Source organism: Kitasatospora sp. NPDC059408 (genome assembly GCF_042751525.1).
Lineage (GTDB): Bacteria > Actinomycetota > Actinomycetes > Streptomycetales > Streptomycetaceae > Kitasatospora.
The window spans coordinates 1-18,742 of the sequence record NZ_JBHYWI010000056.1 but is presented as its reverse complement, the minus strand read 5'-3'; the positions used below and the strand labels follow the sequence as shown (position 1 = coordinate 18,742).

Sequence of the window (18,742 nt, the reverse complement as noted above, 5' to 3'; positions counted from 1 at the left end):
GCCCCGGCACCAGCACCGGCACCCGGCACCCGGCACCCGGCACCCGGCACCCGGCACCCGGCACCCGGCACCCGGCACCCACGAACGAGGCGCCCCCGGCTCAGTACCCGAACGCCCGCGCCGTGTTCGCCGCGATCGCCGTCGCCAGCTCGTCCTCGTGCAGCCCCAGCGTCGCCGCCATCGACCGGACCGTGACCGGGATCAGGTACGGCGCGTTGGGCCGGCCGCGATAGGGGTGCGGGGTGAGGAAGGGCGCGTCCGTCTCGACCAGGACGCGGTCGAGCGGGGTCGCCAGCAGGGCGTCGCGCAGCGGCTGGTTGGCCTTGAACGTGACCGGGCCCGCGAACGACAGGTACCAGCCGTGCTCGGCGCAGACCTTGGCCATCTCCGCGTCGCCCGAGTAGCAGTGGAAGACGGTCCGTTCGGGGGCGCCCTCCTCCAGCAGGACGGCGATGACGTCCTCGTGGGCGTCGCGGTCGTGGATGACCAGGGCCTTGCCGTGCCGCTTGGCGATCTCGATGTGCCGGCGGAACGACTCCTTCTGGATCTCCACGCCCTCGGGCCCGGTGCGGAAGTAGTCGAGGCCGGTCTCGCCGACGGCCCGCACCTGCGGCAGCGCCGCGAGGGCGTCGATCTCGGCGAGCGCCTCGTCCAGCGCCGCCGCACCGCCGGCCGGGCGCTGCTGCCCGGACCAGCCGTCGGGGTCGCCGAGGAAGATCCGCGGCGCCTCGTTGGGGTGCAGCGCGACGGCCGCGTGGACCTGCTCGAACCGGGCGGCCAGCTCGGCGGCCCAGCGCGAGCCGGGCACGTCGCAGCCGACCTGGACGACGGTGGTGACCCCGACCGAGGCCGCGCGGGCGAGGCCCTCCTCGGGCGTGCCGGACTGCATGTCCAGGTGGGTGTGCGAGTCGGCCACCGCCACCGCCAGGGGTTGCGGCAGCGGCGGCGGGGTCGACCGGTCGTCGTCCTTCTTCGCCATCAGGAGGCGGGCTTCTCTTCGAGGCGCGGGAAGAGGATCTCGCCCTTGGTGACGGTGGCGCCGACGGGCAGCCGGCCCCAGTCGGCCGTGGTGGCGACGGTCTGCGCGGCGAGCGCGCCCAGTCCGGCCTCGGCGCCGAGGGAGGCCCACAGCTTCTCGGCCGTGGCCGGCATCACCGGGTTGAGCAGGACGGCGGTGGCGCGCAGCGACTCGGCGGCGGTGTACAGGATGGTGGCCAGGCGGGCCCGGCCCTCCGCCGAGTCGTCCTTGGCGACCTTCCAGGGCTCCTGGTCGCTGATGTAGCCGTTGACCTGCTTGACGAACTCGAAGATCGCCGCGAGGCCGCCCGCGAAGTCGAGGTCCTCGCCGATCTTCCGGTCGGCCGCGGCGACGGCGGCGGCGAGCCCGTCCTGGACGGCCTTCTCGGCCTCGCCGGACGCGGTCGCGGCGGGCAGCACGCCGTCGAAGTACTTGCCGACCATGGCGGCGACGCGGGAGGCCAGGTTGCCGAAGTCGTTGGCGAGTTCGGAGGTGTACCGGGCGGTGAAGTCCTCCCACGAGAAGGAGCCGTCGGTGCCGAACGGGATCGCGCGCAGGAAGTAGTAACGGTAGGCGTCCACGCCGAAGTGCGAGGTGAGGTCGGTGGGCGCGATGCCGGTCAGGTTGGACTTGGACATCTTCTCGCCGCCGACCATCAGCCAGCCGTTGGCGACGACCCGCTTGGGCAGCGGCAGTCCGGCGGCCATCAGCATGGCGGGCCAGATCACCGCGTGGAAGCGCAGGATGTCCTTGCCGACCAGGTGGACGGAGGCGGGCCACAGCTCGGCGAAGCGCTCCGGGTCGCTGCCGTAGCCGGCGGCGGTGATGTAGTTCTGCAGCGCGTCGACCCACACGTACAGGACGTGCTTCTCGTCCCAGGGCAGCGGGACGCCCCAGTTGAAGGTGGAGCGGGAGATCGACAGGTCCTTCAGGTCCTGCTCGACGAAGCGCAGCACCTCGTTGCGCGCCGAGGCGGGCTGGATGAAGTCCGGGTTGGCGGCGTAGAACTCCAGCAGCTTCGGTCCGTAGGCGGAGAGACGGAAGAAGTAGTTCTCCTCCTCCAGCCATTCCACCGGCCGCTTGTGCACGGCGCAGAGCTTCTCGTCCGCGGTGGCGCCGTCGAGCAGTTCGGCCGGGAGCTTGAACTCCTCGCAGCCGACGCAATACGGGCCGGAGTAACCGCCCTTGTAGATCTCGCCCTTGTCGTACAGGTCCTGGACGAATTCCTGCACGCGGTCGGTGTGGCGCTGCTGGGTGGTGCGGATGAAGTCGTCGTTGGCGATCTCCAGGTGCTCCCAGAGCGGCTTCCACGCCTCCTCGACCAGCTTGTCGCACCACTCCTGCGGGGTGACGCCGTTGGCCTCGGCGGTCCGCATGATCTTCTGACCGTGCTCGTCGGTGCCGGTCAGGTACCACACCTTCTCGCCGCGCTGGCGGTGCCAGCGGGTGAGGACGTCGCCCGCCACGGTGGTGTACGCGTGGCCCAGGTGCGGGCGATCGTTGACGTAGTAGATCGGGGTGGAAACGTAGTACGCCGGGGCGCTCGCCCCGGTGGTGCTGTGGTCTGCAGTGGCCGCCATGGTCGGAAAGCTTAGTCGGGCACGCGGGCGGCCCTCGACCGCGTTCCGCCCCGCGGACGCCCGGGGTCCGCCCCCGCCGACCGCGGACACCGGCCGCCCGGGGACCGCCCCGGCGGTCACGGGAGGGCGGCCACGCCGCGCGCCCCGGTGCGCGCCTTGGTGTCAGCCCAGCAGCCGCGACCAGAACCGGGCCCAGCGTCCGCGCGGCTGCGCGGGCCCGGACACCGCGGGCGGCCCGGCCGGCTCGGCGTGCGCCGGGTAGCCGGGGGCGTGCTGCCAGGGCTGGTCGGCGACGGCCACCCGGCCCTCGCGCATGATCCGGACGGTGTGTCCACCACACCCCGGGCAGGTCGGCTTGAGCAGCGGGGACGGTACCCGGACACCGTTGGCGTGGTACTCGAACACGACGTGGCCGTCCCTGGCGACGTGGTGCTCGATGTCGTACGCCTGCTCCCACCCGTACCCGCACTTCAGGCACGCGAAGGAGTAGGCCTCCCGAACGGTCTCGACGGGAGTGTGCGCCCGCCCGGCCGGGACGGGGTCGCTCAGCGCGTTGCCACCGAGGGGGCTACCGATCGTCTCGCTCATAGCCGTCTCCCAGCGCCCGCCGGGCGCTCGCCCGGCTGGGTCTTTCCATTCCAGGAAATGCCCGGACCGCCCCTGGCGATGCCCTGCTTGTGAAGACTTGGATGCGGGTTGGGGATCCCTAGACGAAAGGTCGGATCCATTGCGGAAACCGCGGCCAAAGCTTCAGCTCAGTTGGCGTTTACCGGGGCCTTCACTCCAAGGTACGACGCACCGCCCGCCACGCAACCCCCGGAATTCACCGGCTTGTCAAACCCGTTCGAACCCGTACCCGCCCGCGCCCACTTCCCCGTGGCCGCGGGCGCCCCCTCCCCCATGGGGCCGGGTCCTGCTTCCCGGCGCCGGCCGGGTCCTACTTCCCGGTCCCGGCCGGGCCCTGCTTCCCGGTCCCGGAGCCCTCCTTCTTCGCCGCGACGACGGCGTCGAACACCTCCCGCTTGGGCAGCGCCAGCTCCGCCGCGACGGCAGCGATGGCCTCCTTGCGGTGCTCCCCCGCCTCCTCGCGGACGGCGACCAGGCGGGCCAGCTCGGCCGGGGTGAGCTCCTGCGGCGCGGCCGGCGGGGCCCCGGCGACGACCACGGTGATCTCGCCCTTGACGCCCTCGGCCGCCCAGGCCGCCAGCTCGCCGATCGGGCCGCGCTTGACCTCCTCGTAGGTCTTGGTCAGCTCGCGGCACACCGCCGCGGGCCGCTCGCGCCCGAAGGCCTCGGCCATCGCCGCGAGCGCCTCGGCGATCCGGTGCGGCGCCTCGAAGAAGACCATCGTGCGCGGCTCGGCGGCGATCGAGGCGAGCTGGCGGGCCCGGTCGCCGGTCTTGCGCGGCAGGAAGCCCTCGAAGGTGAAGCGGTCGACGGGCAGCCCGGACAGGGCGAGCGCGGTGAGCACCGCGGACGGCCCGGGCACCGCGGTGACCTTGACGTCGGCCGCGACGGCCGCGGCGACGAGCCGGTAGCCGGGGTCGGACACGGACGGCATGCCTGCGTCCGTGACCAGCAGCACCCGGGCGCCGCCGAGCAGTGCCTCGACCAGTTCGGGGGTGCGGCCGACCTCGTTGCCCTCGAAGTAGGAGACCACCCGCCCGGCGGGGGTCACCCCGAGCGCCTGGGTCAGCCGGCGCAGCCGCCGGGTGTCCTCGGCCGCGATCACGTCCGCGGTCGAGAGTTCGGTGAGCAGCCGGGGCGGGGCGTCCGAGACGTCGCCGATGGGGGTGCCTGCGAGAACGAGTACTCCTGTCACGGGCCCCATCCTTCCAGCCCGCGTGCTTATGGTGACGATTCGGGCAGCTTCCGAGGGGCCGGTCCGACGATAGGACCGCGCGCCTACGATGTGGCGGATGAACGGCGACACGGCGGCGCAGACGCCCACTGGTAGAGACCGCACCACACCGGGTGGCCTCGGCGCGACGGACCTGCCGTCCGGTTCCGTGCCCGCCGTCCCGGCCCCGCGCCCGCCGGTGGCCGACCCGCCCGCCGACCCGCCCGCCGACCCGCCCGCCGACCGGCCCGCAGCCTGGCGCCGACGCCTGGCCGGCTTCGGCTACGCGCCGCGCCCGGCCGCGCCGCTGACCGAACGCCTCGTGCCGCCGATGCCGGACGGCCCCGGGGTGACGCCGGACGACGTCCCGCCGTCCCCGCTGCTGCTGCGCCTGGGCATCGCGGTGCCGCCGGCCCTGTGGGCGTTCCTGTGCCGCTGGTCGGGCTGGCTCGGCCCGGTCGCCGTCGCGGTCTTCGCCGGGATCCTGCGGTTCACCGACCTCGGGGAGCCGCACGCGATCATCTTCGACGAGACGTACTACGCCAAGGACGCGTACGCGCTCTGGCACGGCGGCTACGAGATCAACTGGCCGGACGGCGCCAACGAGCAGATCATGAAGGACGGGACGGCCCCCTACCGCCCGATGGCCGGCTACGTCGTCCACCCGCCGGTGGGCAAGTGGATCATCGGCTTCGGCGAGTGGCTGTTCGGGATGAACCCCTTCGGCTGGCGCTTCGCGGTGGCCCTGCTCGGCACGGTGTCCGTGCTGATGATCGCCCGGATCGCCCGCCGCCTGTTCCGTTCCACCCTGCTGGGCTGCGTGGCCGGCCTGCTGCTCTCGGTGGACGGCCTGCACTTCGTGCTCAGCCGCTCGGCCCTGCTGGACCTCGTCGTGATGTTCTGGATCCTCGCCGCCTTCGGCTTCCTGATCCTGGACCGGGACCGCACCAGGGCCCTGCTGGCCGCCCGGCTCGACGGGATCGCGGACGCCGCGCTCGCCCAGCGGGTGCGCCTGGGCTGGCGCCCGTACCGGATCGCGGCCGGCGTCTGCGTCGGCCTGACCTGCGCGACCAAGTGGAGCGGCCTGTACGTCGCGGCCGCCTTCGGCCTGATGACCGTGCTCTGGGACGCGGGCGCGCGCCGCCTGGCCGGGGCCCCGCGCCCGTACCTGGCGGCGCTCACCCGGGACGCGCTGCCGGCCTTCGTCTCGGTCGTCGTGGTCGCACTGGGCGTCTACGTCGCCTCGTGGTGGGGCTGGTTCGCCAGCAGCAACGCGCCCGGCCAGGGCGGCTGGGGCCGCGACTGGGCGGCCGGCCGGAGCACCGACTACCCGTGGATCCCGGAGGGCCTGCGCGCCCTGTGGCACTACCACTCCACGATGTACGACTTCCACACCCACCTGACCGACCCGCACACCTACCAGTCGAACCCGTGGAGCTGGCTGGTCCTCGGCCGGCCGGTCTCCTTCTACTACGAGTCCCCGAAGACGGGCCAGGACGGCTGCACCGCGGCCGAGTGCGCCCGCGAGGTGCTCGGTCTCGGCACCCCGCTGCTGTGGTGGGCCGGCTGCATCGCCCTGGTGTACTGCCTGTGGCGCTGGGCGGCCCGACGGGACTGGCGGGCCGGCGCGGTGCTGTGCGGCCTGGCGGCCGGCTACCTGCCCTGGTTCGAGTACCAGCAGCGGACGATCTTCCTGTTCTACGCGGTCGCCTTCGTCCCGTTCCTGGTACTCGCGGTGACGATGATGCTCGGCGCGATGATCGGGCCCCCGGGCGCCTCCCGGGACCGCCGGATCATCGGCGGCGCGTCGGCCGGCCTGCTGGTCCTGCTGATCGTCTGGAACTTCCTGTTCTTCTTCCCGCTGTTCTCCGGACAGACGATCCCGATGGACGACTGGCGCCGGCGGATGTGGTTCAACAGCTGGATCTGAGCCGGCTCCGGGCCGGGCCGGCCCGCCGCGCCCCGGTCCGGCCGGGAGTGCGGGGACCGTACGCATACGGTGTTCGACACGTACCAGAACCGTCACAACTCCCGGGCGTTTCGTCGGCGCACCGAGTCGGCCTGCCTAGGGTGGGGGGTCAGTACCGCGTTAGTCGCCCGACCCCTGGGGGAGCAGCACCATGCGCAAAGGCGCGAAAATCGGCATCATCACCGGCGTGTCCGTCGCCGTGCTCGCAGGCGGCGGCTACGGCGCGTACAGCCTGGTGAACGGCTCGGGCGACGGGTCCGGCTCGGCCAAGAAGCCCCGCACGGTGGTCGCCGAACCCCCCTCCGCGGACCAGGCGGCCAGCGGCGCCAAGGACTTCCTGGCGGCCTGGGCGGCCGGCGACGTGGCCAAGGCGGCCTCGCTGACCGACAACCCGGACGCCGCCACGGCCGCGCTGACCGCCTTCAAGGAGCAGGTCAAGCCGAGCGCGCTGACGCTGACGCCGTCCGGCCCGGCCACCCCGCAGGCCTTCGCCTCGGCCACCGGCACCCCCACCCCGGCCAAGCCGTCCGGCGCGCCCTCCGCGTCCGCGACCCCCTCGGCCGCCGGCACGCCGGGCGCGAGCGACTCGCCGTCCGCCGCCGCCACCCCCGCGCCCACCGGCGTGCTGATGGGCTTCAAGGCGCGCGCCGAGTTCGAGGGCACCGCCCGGGTCTGGGACTACAACGGCTTCCTCGGCGTCGTGAAGATGAGCGACGACACCCCGGCCGTGCACTGGGCCCCGAGCGTGCTCCACCCGCACCTGTCCGGGAACGAGACGATCGCCACCCAGCAGGTCTTCGCCCCGCCGTCCAGCGCCGTGGACCGCAACGGCAAGCCGCTGCAGGCCCCCTCGCTCACCGCGTCGCTGGCGACCCTCCAGGACAACGCCCGCAAGCTGCTGCCGCCGGACCCGAACAAGGACCAGGACGCGGGCAGCGCGGTCGTCATCAGCGACCCGGCCGGCAAGACCGCCCCGGACAAGCTGTTCACGATCGTCGAGCCCAAGCCGGGCAAGCCGTTCAAGGTGACGATCGACAACGCGATCCAGGCCGCGGCCGAGAAGGCGATGACCGACCTGGGCGGCAAGCAGGGCTCGATCGTCGCGATCGAGCCGAGCACCGGTCAGGTGCTGGCCTTCGCCAACGCGCCGTCCAACGGCCAGAACCGGGCCTTCCTGGGCCTGCTCGCGCCCGGCTCGACGATGAAGATCGTCACCTCGACAGCGCTGCTGGAGGCCGGGATCAACCCGGACTCGAACGTGGCCTGCCCGGAGAAGAGCAGCAACCCGGTGGCGATCCCGAACGACTTCCCGGGCGCCTTCCCGAACAACACCCTCCAGGACGACTTCAAGGTGTCCTGCAACACCGCCTTCATCAACCAGGGCCTGACCAGCCTGAAGCCGGAGACGCTCGCGGCCACCGCCAAGGACGTCTACGGCGTCGGCCTGGAGTGGAAGACCGGCCTGCCGAACTCGGACGGCAAGATCCCGGCCACCCCGGGCAGCAAGGACGAGCAGGCGATGAACTACATCGGCCAGGGCAAGGTCCAGATGAACCCGCTGGCGATCGCCTCGATCACGGCGACCGTGCAGAGCGGCGCGTTCAAGCAGCCCATCCTGGTCGCCGGCCTGCCGCAGCAGCCGGCCGCCCGCCAGATCTCGCCGGACGTCGCCGGCAAGCTGCGCGCGATGATGAACGCCACCGCCACCGGCGGCACGGCCCAGGCCGTGATGGCCGGGATCACCGACAACGCGGGCGCCAAGACCGGCTCCGCCGAGGTCGCCGGCGCGGCCACCACCAACAGCTGGTTCACCGCCTACCGCGGCAACATCGCGGTCGCGGCCGAGGTGCAGGGCGGCGGCCACGGCGTCGACGCGGCCGGCCCGGCCGTCGCCTCGCTGCTCAAGTCCTTCGGCAACCGGTAGCCCCCACACGCACCGGCACCCCCAGGAGCCCGCTCAGCCCCTCGGCAGAGCGGGCTCCGGCCGTTCCGGGCGGTCCGGCTGTTCCGGGCGCCGCCGCACCACGGCGGCCGGCCGGTTGCTCCACCGTCGCGCGGCGAGCCGGGGCCAGATCACCAGGACGGCCGGCAGCGCGAGGTACCCGAAGCGCCCGGCCGGGGCCAGCATGAAGGCGATCGCGAGCCCCGCGGCCAGCAGGTCGGCGGCGCCGGTCGCGGTCACCGGCGGCCGGGCCAGCAGCCAGATCGCCACCGCGACGCCGCCGAGGGTCATCAGCGTCAGCGAGACGGTGTGCCCGGTCGGTCCGAAGCCGGCCAGCACCTTGCCGGGCAGCGGGCTGCCGGCCGGGGTGCGGATCGCGGTCATCCCGAGCGGGAAGAGCACCACCTGCTCGCGCAGCTCGGCCGCCCTGGTCAGCACGGACGGCAGGAGCACGGCCAGGCTCGTGCCGACCGCGATCAGCCCGGTCCGGGCCGCCGGGCGCCGCCCGTAGAGCCGCCACAGCAGCAGGACGGCGACGGGCAGCGCGGGCCAGGCCGTCCACTTGAGGGTGCAGGCGAGGGCGAGGACGAGGCCCGCGGCGACGGTGCGGTCGCGCTCGGCGAGTGCCATGGCCAGGCAGCAGACGCCGATCAGCGGCAGGTCGACACCGCCGACGACGAGGGCGAGCGCTATCAGCGGCGAGGCGGTGAGCACCGCGAGCGGCAGCAGCGGGGCGCGGTCCCGGGAGGGCCGCAGCAGGCGCCAGCTGGCCAGCAGGCAGGCGAAGAAGGTGAGCGCGAACCAGATCCGGGCGTCCCCGGCGACCCGGGTGAGGGCGTCGCCGCTGCCGAGCAGTTGGCGGGGCATCCCGAAGAGGGACATGGCCGGCAGGTACGGGTTGTAGTCGGTGACCACGACGGGGTGCTGCAGGTAGGCGCTGCCGGTGGTGAGCAGCAGGTGGGCCGAGCGCTCGACCACCATCACCTCGGACTGGTGGCGGCCCTGGACGGCGAGGAGCGCCAGCGGCACGACGACGGCCCCGAGGAGGGCGACCGCCGCGGCGGAACGCGCCGCGAACCGGCGCGGCAGGATCAGGCAGAGCAGCCCGGCCAGGGCGTAGGCGGGGGCCGCGATGATGCCCCAGACGCGCTGGTTGGGCAGGTCGGAGACGAGCGGGAAGGCGGCCGCCCAACCGGCCGCGACGGCGCAGCCGAGCAGCTGGACGCTGCGCAGGGAGGCGAGCCGGGCGGGGTCGGTCCGCGCGGCCGTGGGCGGAAACGTGTTCTCGCGGCGCTGGCGGGGGACGGCCCTGGAGACCAGGCCGCGCAGGGGGCGGTCGGGCCGGGAGGGCGGTCCGACCGGTTGGGGGGCCGGCGTTCTGGAACGGCCGGTGAAGCGGCCGCGCGGGCGGGAGAAGCCGGGCGTGCGGGTGCTCACCATGGTGGAAGGTTATGGGTGGGGGGCCCGCGCTGTCGCCACCGGGATCGACGGAGAGTCGCGGTCTACGCGCGAAGAGTCGCCAGGCGTCTTGCCACCTGGCGACCCTTCGTATCCATAGCAACGGGCGGTGACCACCGCCGGATCCGGAGCGTGAGACGGATCAGCCGGAGTGGCTGTCCACCGGGGCGCTCTGCTGCTCCGCTCCGCGCTCCAGCTTCGAGTTCTTGATGCTGTAACCGAAGTAGACGACCACGGCGACGGCGAGGGCGATCGCCCCGGCCCGGAAGGTGTCGGCGTGCAGGCCGGTGATCAGGTAGCCGCAGAAGCCGACGCTGAGCAGCGGCACGACCGGGTAGCCGGGCACCTTGAAGCCGCGCGGCAGGTCGGGCTGGGTGCGGCGCAGGACGATGACGCCCACCGAGACGACCGAGAAGGCGATGAGCGTCCCGAGGCTGGTGATGTCGGCCAGGATGTTGAGCGGGACGAACGCGGCGAGCGCGCCCACGCCGACGCCGACCACGATCGTGTTCCAGACCGGGGTGCCGGTGCGCGGCGAGAGCTCGGCGAAGCGCTTGGGCAGCATGCCGTCGCGGCCCATCGAGTACAGGATGCGGGTCTGGCCGTAGATCACCACGAGGGTGATGCTGAAGATCGAGAGGATCGCGCCGACCGCGAAGACCATCGCGGGCCAGCTCTGGCCGGTGATGTCCTGGAGGATCTGGGCGAGCCCGGCCTCCTGGCCGTCGAACTTCTGCCACGGCTGGGCGCCGATGCCGGCCAGCGCGACCAGGATGTAGAGCAGGGTCACCACGACCAGCGAGATGATGATCGCCAGCGGCAGGGTGCGGCGGGGGTTCTTGACCTCCTCACCGGCGGTGGACACGGCGTCCAGGCCGATGAACGAGAAGAAGATGCTGGACGCCGCGACCTGCACGCCGCCGATGCCGAGCGGCATGAACGGGGTCAGGTTGCCGGAGTGGAAGCCGGTGAGCGCGACGCCGACGAACAGCACCAGGATGAGGATCTTGATCGCGACCATCGCCGCGTTGACCTTCACCGACTCGCTGACGCCGCGGATCAGCAGGAAGCAGACCATGGCGACCAGCAGCAGCGCCGGCAGGTTGAACCAGTGGGTGCCGTCCGGCGCGCCCGCCAGCTGCTCGGGGATCTTGACCCCGAAGGCCAGGTCGAGGAACTTGTCGAGGTACTCGGCCCAGCTCACCGCGATCGCGGAGGCGGACACGCCGTACTCCATCAGCAGGCAGATGCCGACGCCGAAGGCGACGCCCTCGCCGAGGGTCGCGTAGGCGTAGGAGTAGGACGAGCCGGAGACCGGGATCGCGGAAGCCATCTCGGCGTAGCACAGCGCCGTGAGGCCCGCCGTGACGGCGGCGATGACGAAGGACAGGATGACGGCCGGTCCGGCGGACGGCACCGCGGTGTTGAGCACGAAGAAGATGCCGGTACCGATGGTGGCGCCGATGCCGATCGAGGACAGCTGCCAGAGTCCGATGGAGCGGCGGAGGTGGATGCCGGAGCGTCCGCCCTCCTCCGGTGCGCCGGCCGGGAGGCTGTCCCGGCCCTCGCTCTCGGCGATCAGTGTCGACACGGGCTTGCGTCGCAGCAGACGCGCACCAAGGGAGTTGCTGGCCAAAACCGCGGTCTTTCTAGGCGAGGGAGGGTGTCCTAGCGGTCGGTCACCAAGTGCGATACGGGGTGTCATCGGGGACCAACCGAACAAAGATGGGACAGTACCGCGCGAATGCACCAGTGTCGCAAACGAACAGTCCGAGCTTGCGCATTATACGAACTGTCGAATGGACAAGGACAAACCGGACGCTTCGTAAACGGCGAATCTCCCTCGGGCGAGGTAAAGCCGCAGCTCAGGGGTATCGCCTCGGTCACCGTCCGAGGACGGCCTGCATCACCGAGCGGGCGATCGGCGCCGCGAGCCCACCACCGGTCACGTCCGTGGCGTCACTGTCCGCGATGACCACGGCGACGGCCACCGGCGGCACCTTGTCCGATCCGGCCGGCCTGGCCCACGAGACGAACCACGCGTACGGCGTCCCGCTGTTGTCCACGCCGTGCTGGGCGGTGCCCGTCTTCCCGCCGACCACCGCGCCCGGGATCCGGGCGTTGGCGCCGGTGCCGTTGTCCACGACGTCCGTCATGAGCCGCTGCACCTGCGCGGCCACCCCCGGCTCCATCGCCCGCTTGTAGACGGCCGGCTTCATCAGCTGGACCGCCGTCCCGTCGCTCTTCGTCAGCTTGTCCACAAGCTGTGGACGCATCACGGTCCCGTTGTTGGCGACCCCGGCCGCGACCATCGCCATCACCAGCGGGGTCGCGGCCGTGTCGAACTGCCCGATAGAGGAGAGCGCGAGCTGCGAGTCGTTCATCTTCGTGTCGAAGTTCGAGCGCGACGGCCGCACCGGCATGTCGAGCCTGGCGTCGTTGAAGCCGAAGTTCCCGGCCATCGCCGCCATCGCGTCCAGGCCGGTGCGCACGCCGAGGTAGCCGAGGACGCTGTTGCAGCTGTAGGTCATCGCGGTGTCCAGCGACTGCCCGGGCTGGTCGCAGGCCCTGGTGTCGTTGACCAGCGGCGTGGTCGTCCCCGGCAGGACGTACGGGAAGGGCGCGCCGGTGGGCGCGTTGACGTCGGTGACCACCCCGCCGGCGAGCGCGGCGGCGGCCGTCACCACCTTGAAGGCCGAGCCTGGTGGGTAGGTCTGGCGCAGCGCCCGGTTGAGCATCGGCTGGCCGCTGTCGGCCTGCAGCCGGTTCCACGCCGTCTGGTCGGCCGAGGTGGACCCGGCGAAGCTCCCGGGGTCGTAGGTGGGCGTGCTGGCCAGCGCCAGGATCCGCCCGGTGGCGGGCTCGATCGCGGCGACCGCGCCCGTCTGCGCGCCCAGCCCGCGCATCGCCGCCTCCTGGGCCGCCCGGTCGAGGGTGGTGTAGACGTCCCCGCCGGGGTTCTGCCGGCGCGCGACCGCGTCCCAGACCGCCCAGCCGGCGAGGCGGCTGTCCGTCCCGGTCAGCACGTCGTCCTCGGTCCCCTCCAGCTGCGTGTCGCCGTACGCCTGCGAGGCGAAGCCGGTGACGGCCGCGTACGTCGGGCCGTCGGTGTAGGTGCGCTTGTACGCGTACCGGCCGCCGGTGGGCGCCGAGCCGGTGACGGCGTCCGCGCCGACCAGGATGTTCCCCCGCGGCTGCCCGTACCGCTCGACGGTGAGCCGCTGGTTGGCGCTGTTGTGGTCGAGGTCCTTCGCCTCGAAGACCTGCACCCGGGTGGCCTGGACGCACAGCGCGGCGATCAGCAGCAGGCAGAACGTGCCGGCACGGCGGCCGGTCACGGAGATCCCCGGGAGCCCCTGCGGCCCGTTCCCCCGGGCCGGCCCGAAGCGCGCCATCAGGCCTCCGCCGAAGCCGGAGCAGGGGCGGGGGCCGGGGCCGGAGCAGGCCGCCGCGCGATGTCGCTCATGCGGACCAGCAGCGCCACGATGATCCAGTTGGTGACCACCGACGAGCCGCCCTGGGCGACGAACGGCAGCGTCATCCCCGTCAGCGGGATCAGCGCGAGCACCCCGCCCGCCACCACGAACACCTGCAGGCCGACGATCGCCGCCAGCCCGATCGCCAGCAGCCGCCCGAACGGGTCGCGCAGCGCGATGCCCGTCCGGAACCCGCGCGAGACCAGCAGCGCGTACAGCAGGAACACCGCGACCAGCCCGGTCAGGCCGAGCTCCTCGCCGATCGTCGCGAGGATGAAGTCGGACTTGGCCGCGAAGCCGATCAGCACCGAGTGCCCGTTGCCGAGGCCCGTCCCGAGCTCCCCGCCCCAGGCGAAGGCGAACAGCGACTGGGCGATCTGGTTGGCCCCCTTGCCCGCCGCGATCGAGCCGAGCGGGTCCAGCCAGTCCGCCACCCGGCTGCGCACGTGGGCCTCCAGGAATCCCACCGTCACCGCGCCGGCCGCCGCGAGGCCCAGCCCGATCGCGATCCAGCCGGTGCGCGCGGTGGCGACGTAGAGCATCACGACGAACAGCCCGAAGTACAGCAGCGAGGTCCCGAGGTCGGTCTCCAGCACCAGCACCCCGACGAACGCGGCCCAGATCAGCAGCACCGGCCCGAGCACCCGCCCGCGCGGCAGCTGCCAGCGCCAGACCCGCCGCCCGGTGAGCGCGAGGGCGTCCCGGTGCACGGCCAGGTAGGCGGCGAAGAAGACCGCCAGGAGGATCTTGGCGAACTCCCCCGGCTGGAAGGAGAGCGGCCCGACGACGATCCAGATCCGGGACCCGTACACCGGCGGGAAGAAGATCGGCAGCACCAGGAGGACGAGTGCCGCGAGCGCGCCCACGTGGGCGTAGCGCCGGAGCCGCCGGTGGTCGGGCACCAGGAGCACCACCGCGCCGAACAGCGCCACCCCGAGGGCGGACCACAGCAGCTGCGTGGAGGCCGCGCCCGGGCCGGAGGTCGCCCGGTCGAGCCGGTAGATCACCACCAGCCCGATCCCGTTGAGCAGCACCGCGATCGGCAGCAGCAGCGGGTCCGCGTACCGGGCCCGCCACCGGACGACGGCGTGCGCCAGCAGGGCGAGCACGCCGAGCGCGGCGCCGTACCCGGCGGTGTCGGCGGGCACCGTGCCGTCCAGGTCGACGCCGACCTCGACGTAGCCGAACACGGCGATCAGCACCGCGGCCAGCACCAGCACGAGCTCGGTGGTGCGCCGGGTCGGCACCGGCCGGGCCGGCCGGGCGGCGGTGGTCACGGCGGAGGGTGTCGCCACGGACCGTCCTGGGGGTGCTCACCGCGGGTCCTTCCCGCGCGTCGGACGTACCGGGGAGCGGAAGCGCCCGCGCCCCGATTCGTCACCCTAACGAGCACTATCCATATTTATCGGCTCTTCTTCACGGTGTGTCAGCAATTGTCCGGATCATCGGGGTCCGCGCCCGCCGGCTCACTCCGGCCGCCGCCCCGCCAGCGCCGCCGAACCCGCCGCGGCCGCCACCAGCAGCCCCGCGGCCGCCAGCAGTTCGAGCCACGGCGGGCCGACCCGCCCGGACCGGTCGGCGGCGACCAGGCCGCTCACCGCCGCGTTCGCCGGCGAGCCGGGCGCCACCAGCACCGCCGTCGCGAGCGCTAGCGCCAGCGGGATGCCGTACTGCGCCCGCGCGAGCACCGGCCGGTTGCACAGCGCCCCCACCAGCACCCCCAGCAGCACGGAGACCACCGAGGCCAGCAGCCCGGCCAGCAGCGACACCCCGACCGGCGGCTGGTCCGCCTTCGGGTTGGCGACCGGCCCGCTCACCCACCAGAGCCCGGCCACCTCGGCCACCGCCAGCACCAGACCGACCGTCAGCGCCGCCAGCAGCCCGCCCAGCTGGACCCGGGCCGGACCCGCCGCCGCCACCAGACACGCCCGCGAGGCCGGCGGCTCGGCGTTCAGCGCACTGCGGACGTACCACGCACTGACCGGCAGCAGCACGCCCGCGCCGTAGCCCAGCCCGCCCAGCAGCGGATCACCCGCCGTCACGCCCAGCACCAGCAGCAGCGCGTACGCGAGGAACGGCGGCAGCCATCCGTGCCCGCGCAGCAGCAGCTCCAGGTGGTACCGGGCCAGCGCCCCGACCTGCCTCACCGCTCCCCCTCCCGCCGCCGGACGGCCAGCACGCTCACGGCCGGACGGCCGGTCAGCAGGCGGCGCAGCAGCGCGTCCGAGTGCGTCGCCGCCACCGTGAGCCGCACCGCCGTCCCCTCCAGCGCGGTGAGCTCCGGGGCGCCCGGCAGCCGGGCGGGCAGCGGATCACCGTCCAGGACGTCCACGTCCACCTCCACCCGCACCGACGGGCCGTCCGCCCGCACGGCCCGCTCCTCCGCGGGCCGTTCCTCCGCGGGCCGCAGCCCGCCGTCCGCGCCGACCCGGTAGGCGGCCGTGGTCAGTCCGGCCAGCCGCGCCGGGTCGTGGTCGACGAACAGCACCGCGCCGCCGCCCGCCGCCCGCTCGGCCGCGGCCTCGTCCAGCACCGTCCGGGCCACCGGGTCGAGCCCGGTCCAGGCCTCGTCCAGGAGCAGCACCCGCGCCCCGGGCAGCAGCGCCTGCGCGACCGCGACCTTCTGGCAGGTGCCCTTCGACAGCCGGCTCAGCGGCGTGCCCGCCCGGTCCGCGATGCCGAACCGGTCCAGCCACTCCGCCGCCCCGCGCCGCGCCTCCGCGTCCGTCAGCCCGTGCACCCGGCCGACCCGCAGCAGGTACGAGGCCGCGTCGAACGGCAGCGCCGGCGGGAACCGTTCCGGCACGTACGCCGCCGTCCCCGGCCGCACCACCCGCCCCGCGCTCGGCCGCTCGATCCCGGCGACGAGCCTGAGCAGCGTCGACTTGCCCGTCCCGTTCGCCCCCGCGATCCGCACCAACTCCCCCGGCCGGACAGCCAGGTCGACCCCGCGCAGGACCCACCGCCCGCCCCGCCCGTACCGCTTCCCGACGCCCGTCAGCTCCACCGCGCCCCCTTCGCCGCCCGCCCGGCCGGTCCGACCCGCTCGACCGGTCCGCACGGAAGGCTAACCACCGCGCATAAGCGCCGTGTGAGCCCGGCGCCCGCGAAACCCCGCCCGCGCGCGGGAGTTCGCCCGGGGGTGCAGCACCGCCACGCTGCGGACTCGTTTGGCCATGGCGAACTGATGATCCCTAGGATCGGCCGCGTGATTACCGGACGACGACGACCAACGACCAGGCTGGGCAGCCTGCTCGCCGCCGCGGCGATAACGGGTGCCTCGCTGCTCCTCGGCCTGCCCGCCCACGCCGACGAACCCTCGGGCGGCTCCGCCCCGGCTCCCCAGGAGGCCCCCAGGGTCGACCTCATCCTCGATGTCAGCGGCTCCATGAACACCGCCGACATCCAGGGCAAGAGCCGCATCTCGGTGGCCCAGCAGTCCCTCAACGAGGTGATCGACGCCCTGCCCGCGGAGACCGACTTCGGCATCCGCACGCTCGGCGCGACCTACCCCGGCAACGACAAGACCGTCGGCTGCCAGGACACCAAGCAGCTGTTCCCGGTCGGCAAGACCAACAAGGTCGAGGCCAAGACCGCGGTCGCCACCCTGCGCCCCACCGGCTGGACCCCGATCGGCCTGGCGCTGCGCGGCGCCGCCCAGGACCTCGGCAAGGGCGACGCGACCCGCCGGATCGTCCTGATCACCGACGGCGAGGACGACTGCGCCCCGCCGGACCCGTGCGACGTGGCCCGCGAACTCGCCGCCCAGGGCATCCACCTGGTCGTCGACACCCTCGGCCTCGCCCACGACGACAAGACCCGCCAGCAGCTGCTCTGCATCGCCAACGCGACCGGCGGCACCTACACCGACGTCCGCAGCCAGGACCAGCTCACCAACAAGGTGAAGCAGCTGATCGACCGCAGCGACGACACCTACACCGTCAACCCGGTCAAGACCGCCGGCACCGACAAGTGCGAGAACGCCCCCGTCCTCGCCCCCGGCGTCTACAGCGACCGCGAGAAGTTCTCCGAGCACCGCGTCTACAAGGTCCCGGTCAAGTCCGGCCAGGAGCTGCGCGCCTCGGTCAGCGTCTCCCTGGACCGGGCCGTCGCCCGGGACTACGGCGTCCTGCTCCAGGCCACCAGCGCGACCGGTCAGGAGCTGGTCCGCGGCACCGACGCGGACAACGGCCGCAACGACGTGATCTCCACCGGCCTGCGCTGGTCCACGAACGACTCCAAGGGCTACGTCATCGCCAAGCCCAAGGCGTCGCCGAGCGAGCAGCCCCCGACCACCGTCTGCCTGGTCGTCAGCAACTCGCTGGCCCCCCAGGCCGGCGTCCAGGCCGACCCCGGCCTGCCGCTGGAGCTGACCGTCGACCTGGCCTCCGCCTCCCCCGCCCCCGAGGGCGCGGCGATGGGCCTCGGCCGCGGCTGGATCCTGCTGCTCACCCTCACCGGCGCCGGCCTGCTGACCGGCCTGGTGGCCGGCTGGATCGCCCGCTGGCGGATCGCCGTCTGGCGGGAGAACTGACCATGCGTAGGACTCTTCGCGGCCTGCTCGCCGCCTCCGCCCTGCTGCCCGCCCTCGCGCTGGCCGCCCCGGCGGCCTCCGCCGCCTCGCCGACCCCCGCGCCGAGCGCGAGCGGCACCGCGGCACCGGCGACCAAGGCCGGCACCTCCTTCCTGACCGCCGTCAACCTCTCCCCCGGCCAGGACGCCAACGTCGCCGCCTCCACCGGCGACTACCTGTACTGGGCGTTCGGGGCCGCCGAGGGCCAGACCCCGACGGTCTCCGTGACCGTCAACCTGGCGCCCGCCGCCGACCGGCACGGACACGGCCCGCAGACCTGGGCCGTCGAGGTCTTCGACGGGCTGCGCCGCCGCCAGGCCTGCACCGCCGGCACCCAGAACGCCACGGGCGACGAGAACACCGCCTCGCTCGCCCTGAGCTGCACCCTGCGCGAGGTCCGCACCTGGGCCGAGCCGTGGTCCGGCGACCCGCTGCCCGGCACGTACTACGTGAAGCTCGCGGCCACCGACGTCGCGCAGCAGGACCTCGGCCTCGCCGCCTCCGTCCAGCTGTACACCGCCGCCAAGGGCGACGCCGACAACGCCCAGCCCGAGGGGGGCGAGCTCAAGGCGCCGCTCGTCCCGCCGGCCGGCGGCGGCGCGAGCACCGCCAAGGCGGCGGCCCCGGTGAAGGCGGCGGACCACTGGTACACCGGCTGGTTCTCCGGCTGGAACAGTCGCTGGTACTGGACGATCGGCGGCGGCGCCCTGGCCGCCGTCGCGGGCGTCCTCGGCTTCCACCTGACCCGCCACCCGCGCGGTCGCCGCCCGGGCCGCTACGGCTCGGTGCCGGTCCAGGCCGGCGCCCACCAGCACGGCGCGTACACGGACACCCAGCGCCCCTGACGCGCTTGCGCGCCCGAGGGCCGGCCGGACGGAGTTCCAGC

14 protein-coding genes are annotated in these 18,742 nt (G+C 73.5%); 4 read left to right on the top strand and 10 right to left on the bottom strand.

The annotated features are described in order from the left end of the window. Positions 1 to 100: 100 nt before the first annotated feature. The 4 genes from ACFXDE_RS30370 to rsmI all read right to left on the bottom strand — a co-directional run bounded on the left by ACFXDE_RS30370 (position 101) and on the right by rsmI (position 4,420). Positions 101 to 979 (bottom strand): TatD family hydrolase, encoded by an 879-nt coding sequence (locus ACFXDE_RS30370; protein ID WP_380497885.1) that lies wholly within the window; start codon positions 977 to 979, stop codon positions 101 to 103. Further along, positions 979 to 2,598 (bottom strand): methionine--tRNA ligase, encoded by a 1,620-nt coding sequence (gene metG / locus ACFXDE_RS30365; protein ID WP_380444253.1) that lies wholly within the window; start codon positions 2,596 to 2,598, stop codon positions 979 to 981. The genes ACFXDE_RS30370 and metG overlap by 1 nt, the downstream gene beginning before the upstream one ends. A gap of 162 nt (positions 2,599 to 2,760) precedes the next feature. Then, the gene (locus ACFXDE_RS30360; RefSeq protein WP_380444251.1) at positions 2,761 to 3,186 is read right to left on the bottom strand and encodes a hypothetical protein; all 426 of its coding nucleotides are present in this window, start codon (positions 3,184 to 3,186) and stop codon (positions 2,761 to 2,763) included. Positions 3,187 to 3,535: 349 nt separating this feature from the next. Further along, positions 3,536 to 4,420: a 16S rRNA (cytidine(1402)-2'-O)-methyltransferase gene (rsmI, locus tag ACFXDE_RS30355; RefSeq protein WP_380497884.1), complete on the bottom strand. Its 885-nt coding sequence runs from the start codon at positions 4,418 to 4,420 to the stop codon at positions 3,536 to 3,538. A gap of 97 nt (positions 4,421 to 4,517) precedes the next feature. On the opposite strand from rsmI, the gene ACFXDE_RS30350 reads away from it, so the two are divergent. Further along, positions 4,518 to 6,368: a dolichyl-phosphate-mannose--protein mannosyltransferase gene (locus tag ACFXDE_RS30350; RefSeq protein WP_380444247.1), complete on the top strand. Its 1,851-nt coding sequence runs from the start codon at positions 4,518 to 4,520 to the stop codon at positions 6,366 to 6,368. Positions 6,369 to 6,558: 190 nt separating this feature from the next. Then, positions 6,559 to 8,331, top strand: a complete 1,773-nt coding sequence (locus ACFXDE_RS30345; RefSeq protein ID WP_380444245.1) for a penicillin-binding transpeptidase domain-containing protein — start codon at positions 6,559 to 6,561, stop codon at positions 8,329 to 8,331. 33 nt (positions 8,332 to 8,364) lie between these two features. Here ACFXDE_RS30345 and ACFXDE_RS30340 read toward each other — a convergent pair whose 3' ends face one another. The 6 genes from ACFXDE_RS30340 to ACFXDE_RS30315 all read right to left on the bottom strand — a co-directional run bounded on the left by ACFXDE_RS30340 (position 8,365) and on the right by ACFXDE_RS30315 (position 16,290). After that, a complete protein-coding gene (locus ACFXDE_RS30340) occupies positions 8,365 to 9,789 on the bottom strand; it encodes a glycosyltransferase 87 family protein (RefSeq protein ID WP_380497883.1) in 1,425 nt (474 codons plus the stop codon). Positions 9,790 to 9,949: 160 nt separating this feature from the next. Continuing rightward, positions 9,950 to 11,512, bottom strand: coding sequence for an amino acid permease (locus tag ACFXDE_RS30335; protein ID WP_380497882.1), 1,563 nt, complete (start codon positions 11,510 to 11,512; stop codon positions 9,950 to 9,952). 178 nt (positions 11,513 to 11,690) lie between these two features. Beyond that, positions 11,691 to 13,202, bottom strand: a complete 1,512-nt coding sequence (locus ACFXDE_RS30330) for a penicillin-binding transpeptidase domain-containing protein (RefSeq protein WP_380497881.1) — start codon at positions 13,200 to 13,202, stop codon at positions 11,691 to 11,693. After that, positions 13,202 to 14,578 carry an FtsW/RodA/SpoVE family cell cycle protein gene (locus ACFXDE_RS30325; RefSeq protein ID WP_380497880.1) on the bottom strand — a complete coding sequence of 459 codons (1,377 nt, stop codon included), beginning with the start codon at positions 14,576 to 14,578 and terminating at the stop codon, positions 13,202 to 13,204. Before ACFXDE_RS30325 ends, ACFXDE_RS30330 begins: the two co-directional genes overlap by 1 nt. 171 nt (positions 14,579 to 14,749) lie before the next feature. Further along, complete coding sequence (locus ACFXDE_RS30320; RefSeq protein ID WP_380497879.1) at positions 14,750 to 15,430, bottom strand: ABC transporter; 681 nt, start codon at positions 15,428 to 15,430, stop codon at positions 14,750 to 14,752. Beyond that, positions 15,427 to 16,290 (bottom strand): ATP-binding cassette domain-containing protein, encoded by an 864-nt coding sequence (locus ACFXDE_RS30315; protein ID WP_380497878.1) that lies wholly within the window; start codon positions 16,288 to 16,290, stop codon positions 15,427 to 15,429. Before ACFXDE_RS30315 ends, ACFXDE_RS30320 begins: the two co-directional genes overlap by 4 nt. A gap of 204 nt (positions 16,291 to 16,494) precedes the next feature. Here ACFXDE_RS30315 and ACFXDE_RS30310 point away from each other — a divergent pair, with 204 nt between their 5' ends. After that, positions 16,495 to 17,817 (top strand): VWA domain-containing protein, encoded by a 1,323-nt coding sequence (locus tag ACFXDE_RS30310; protein ID WP_380497903.1) that lies wholly within the window; start codon positions 16,495 to 16,497, stop codon positions 17,815 to 17,817. A 2-nt stretch (positions 17,818 to 17,819) separates the two neighbouring features. Continuing rightward, positions 17,820 to 18,701: a peptidase gene (locus ACFXDE_RS30305; RefSeq protein ID WP_380497877.1), complete on the top strand. Its 882-nt coding sequence runs from the start codon at positions 17,820 to 17,822 to the stop codon at positions 18,699 to 18,701. Positions 18,702 to 18,742: the final 41 nt, after the last annotated feature.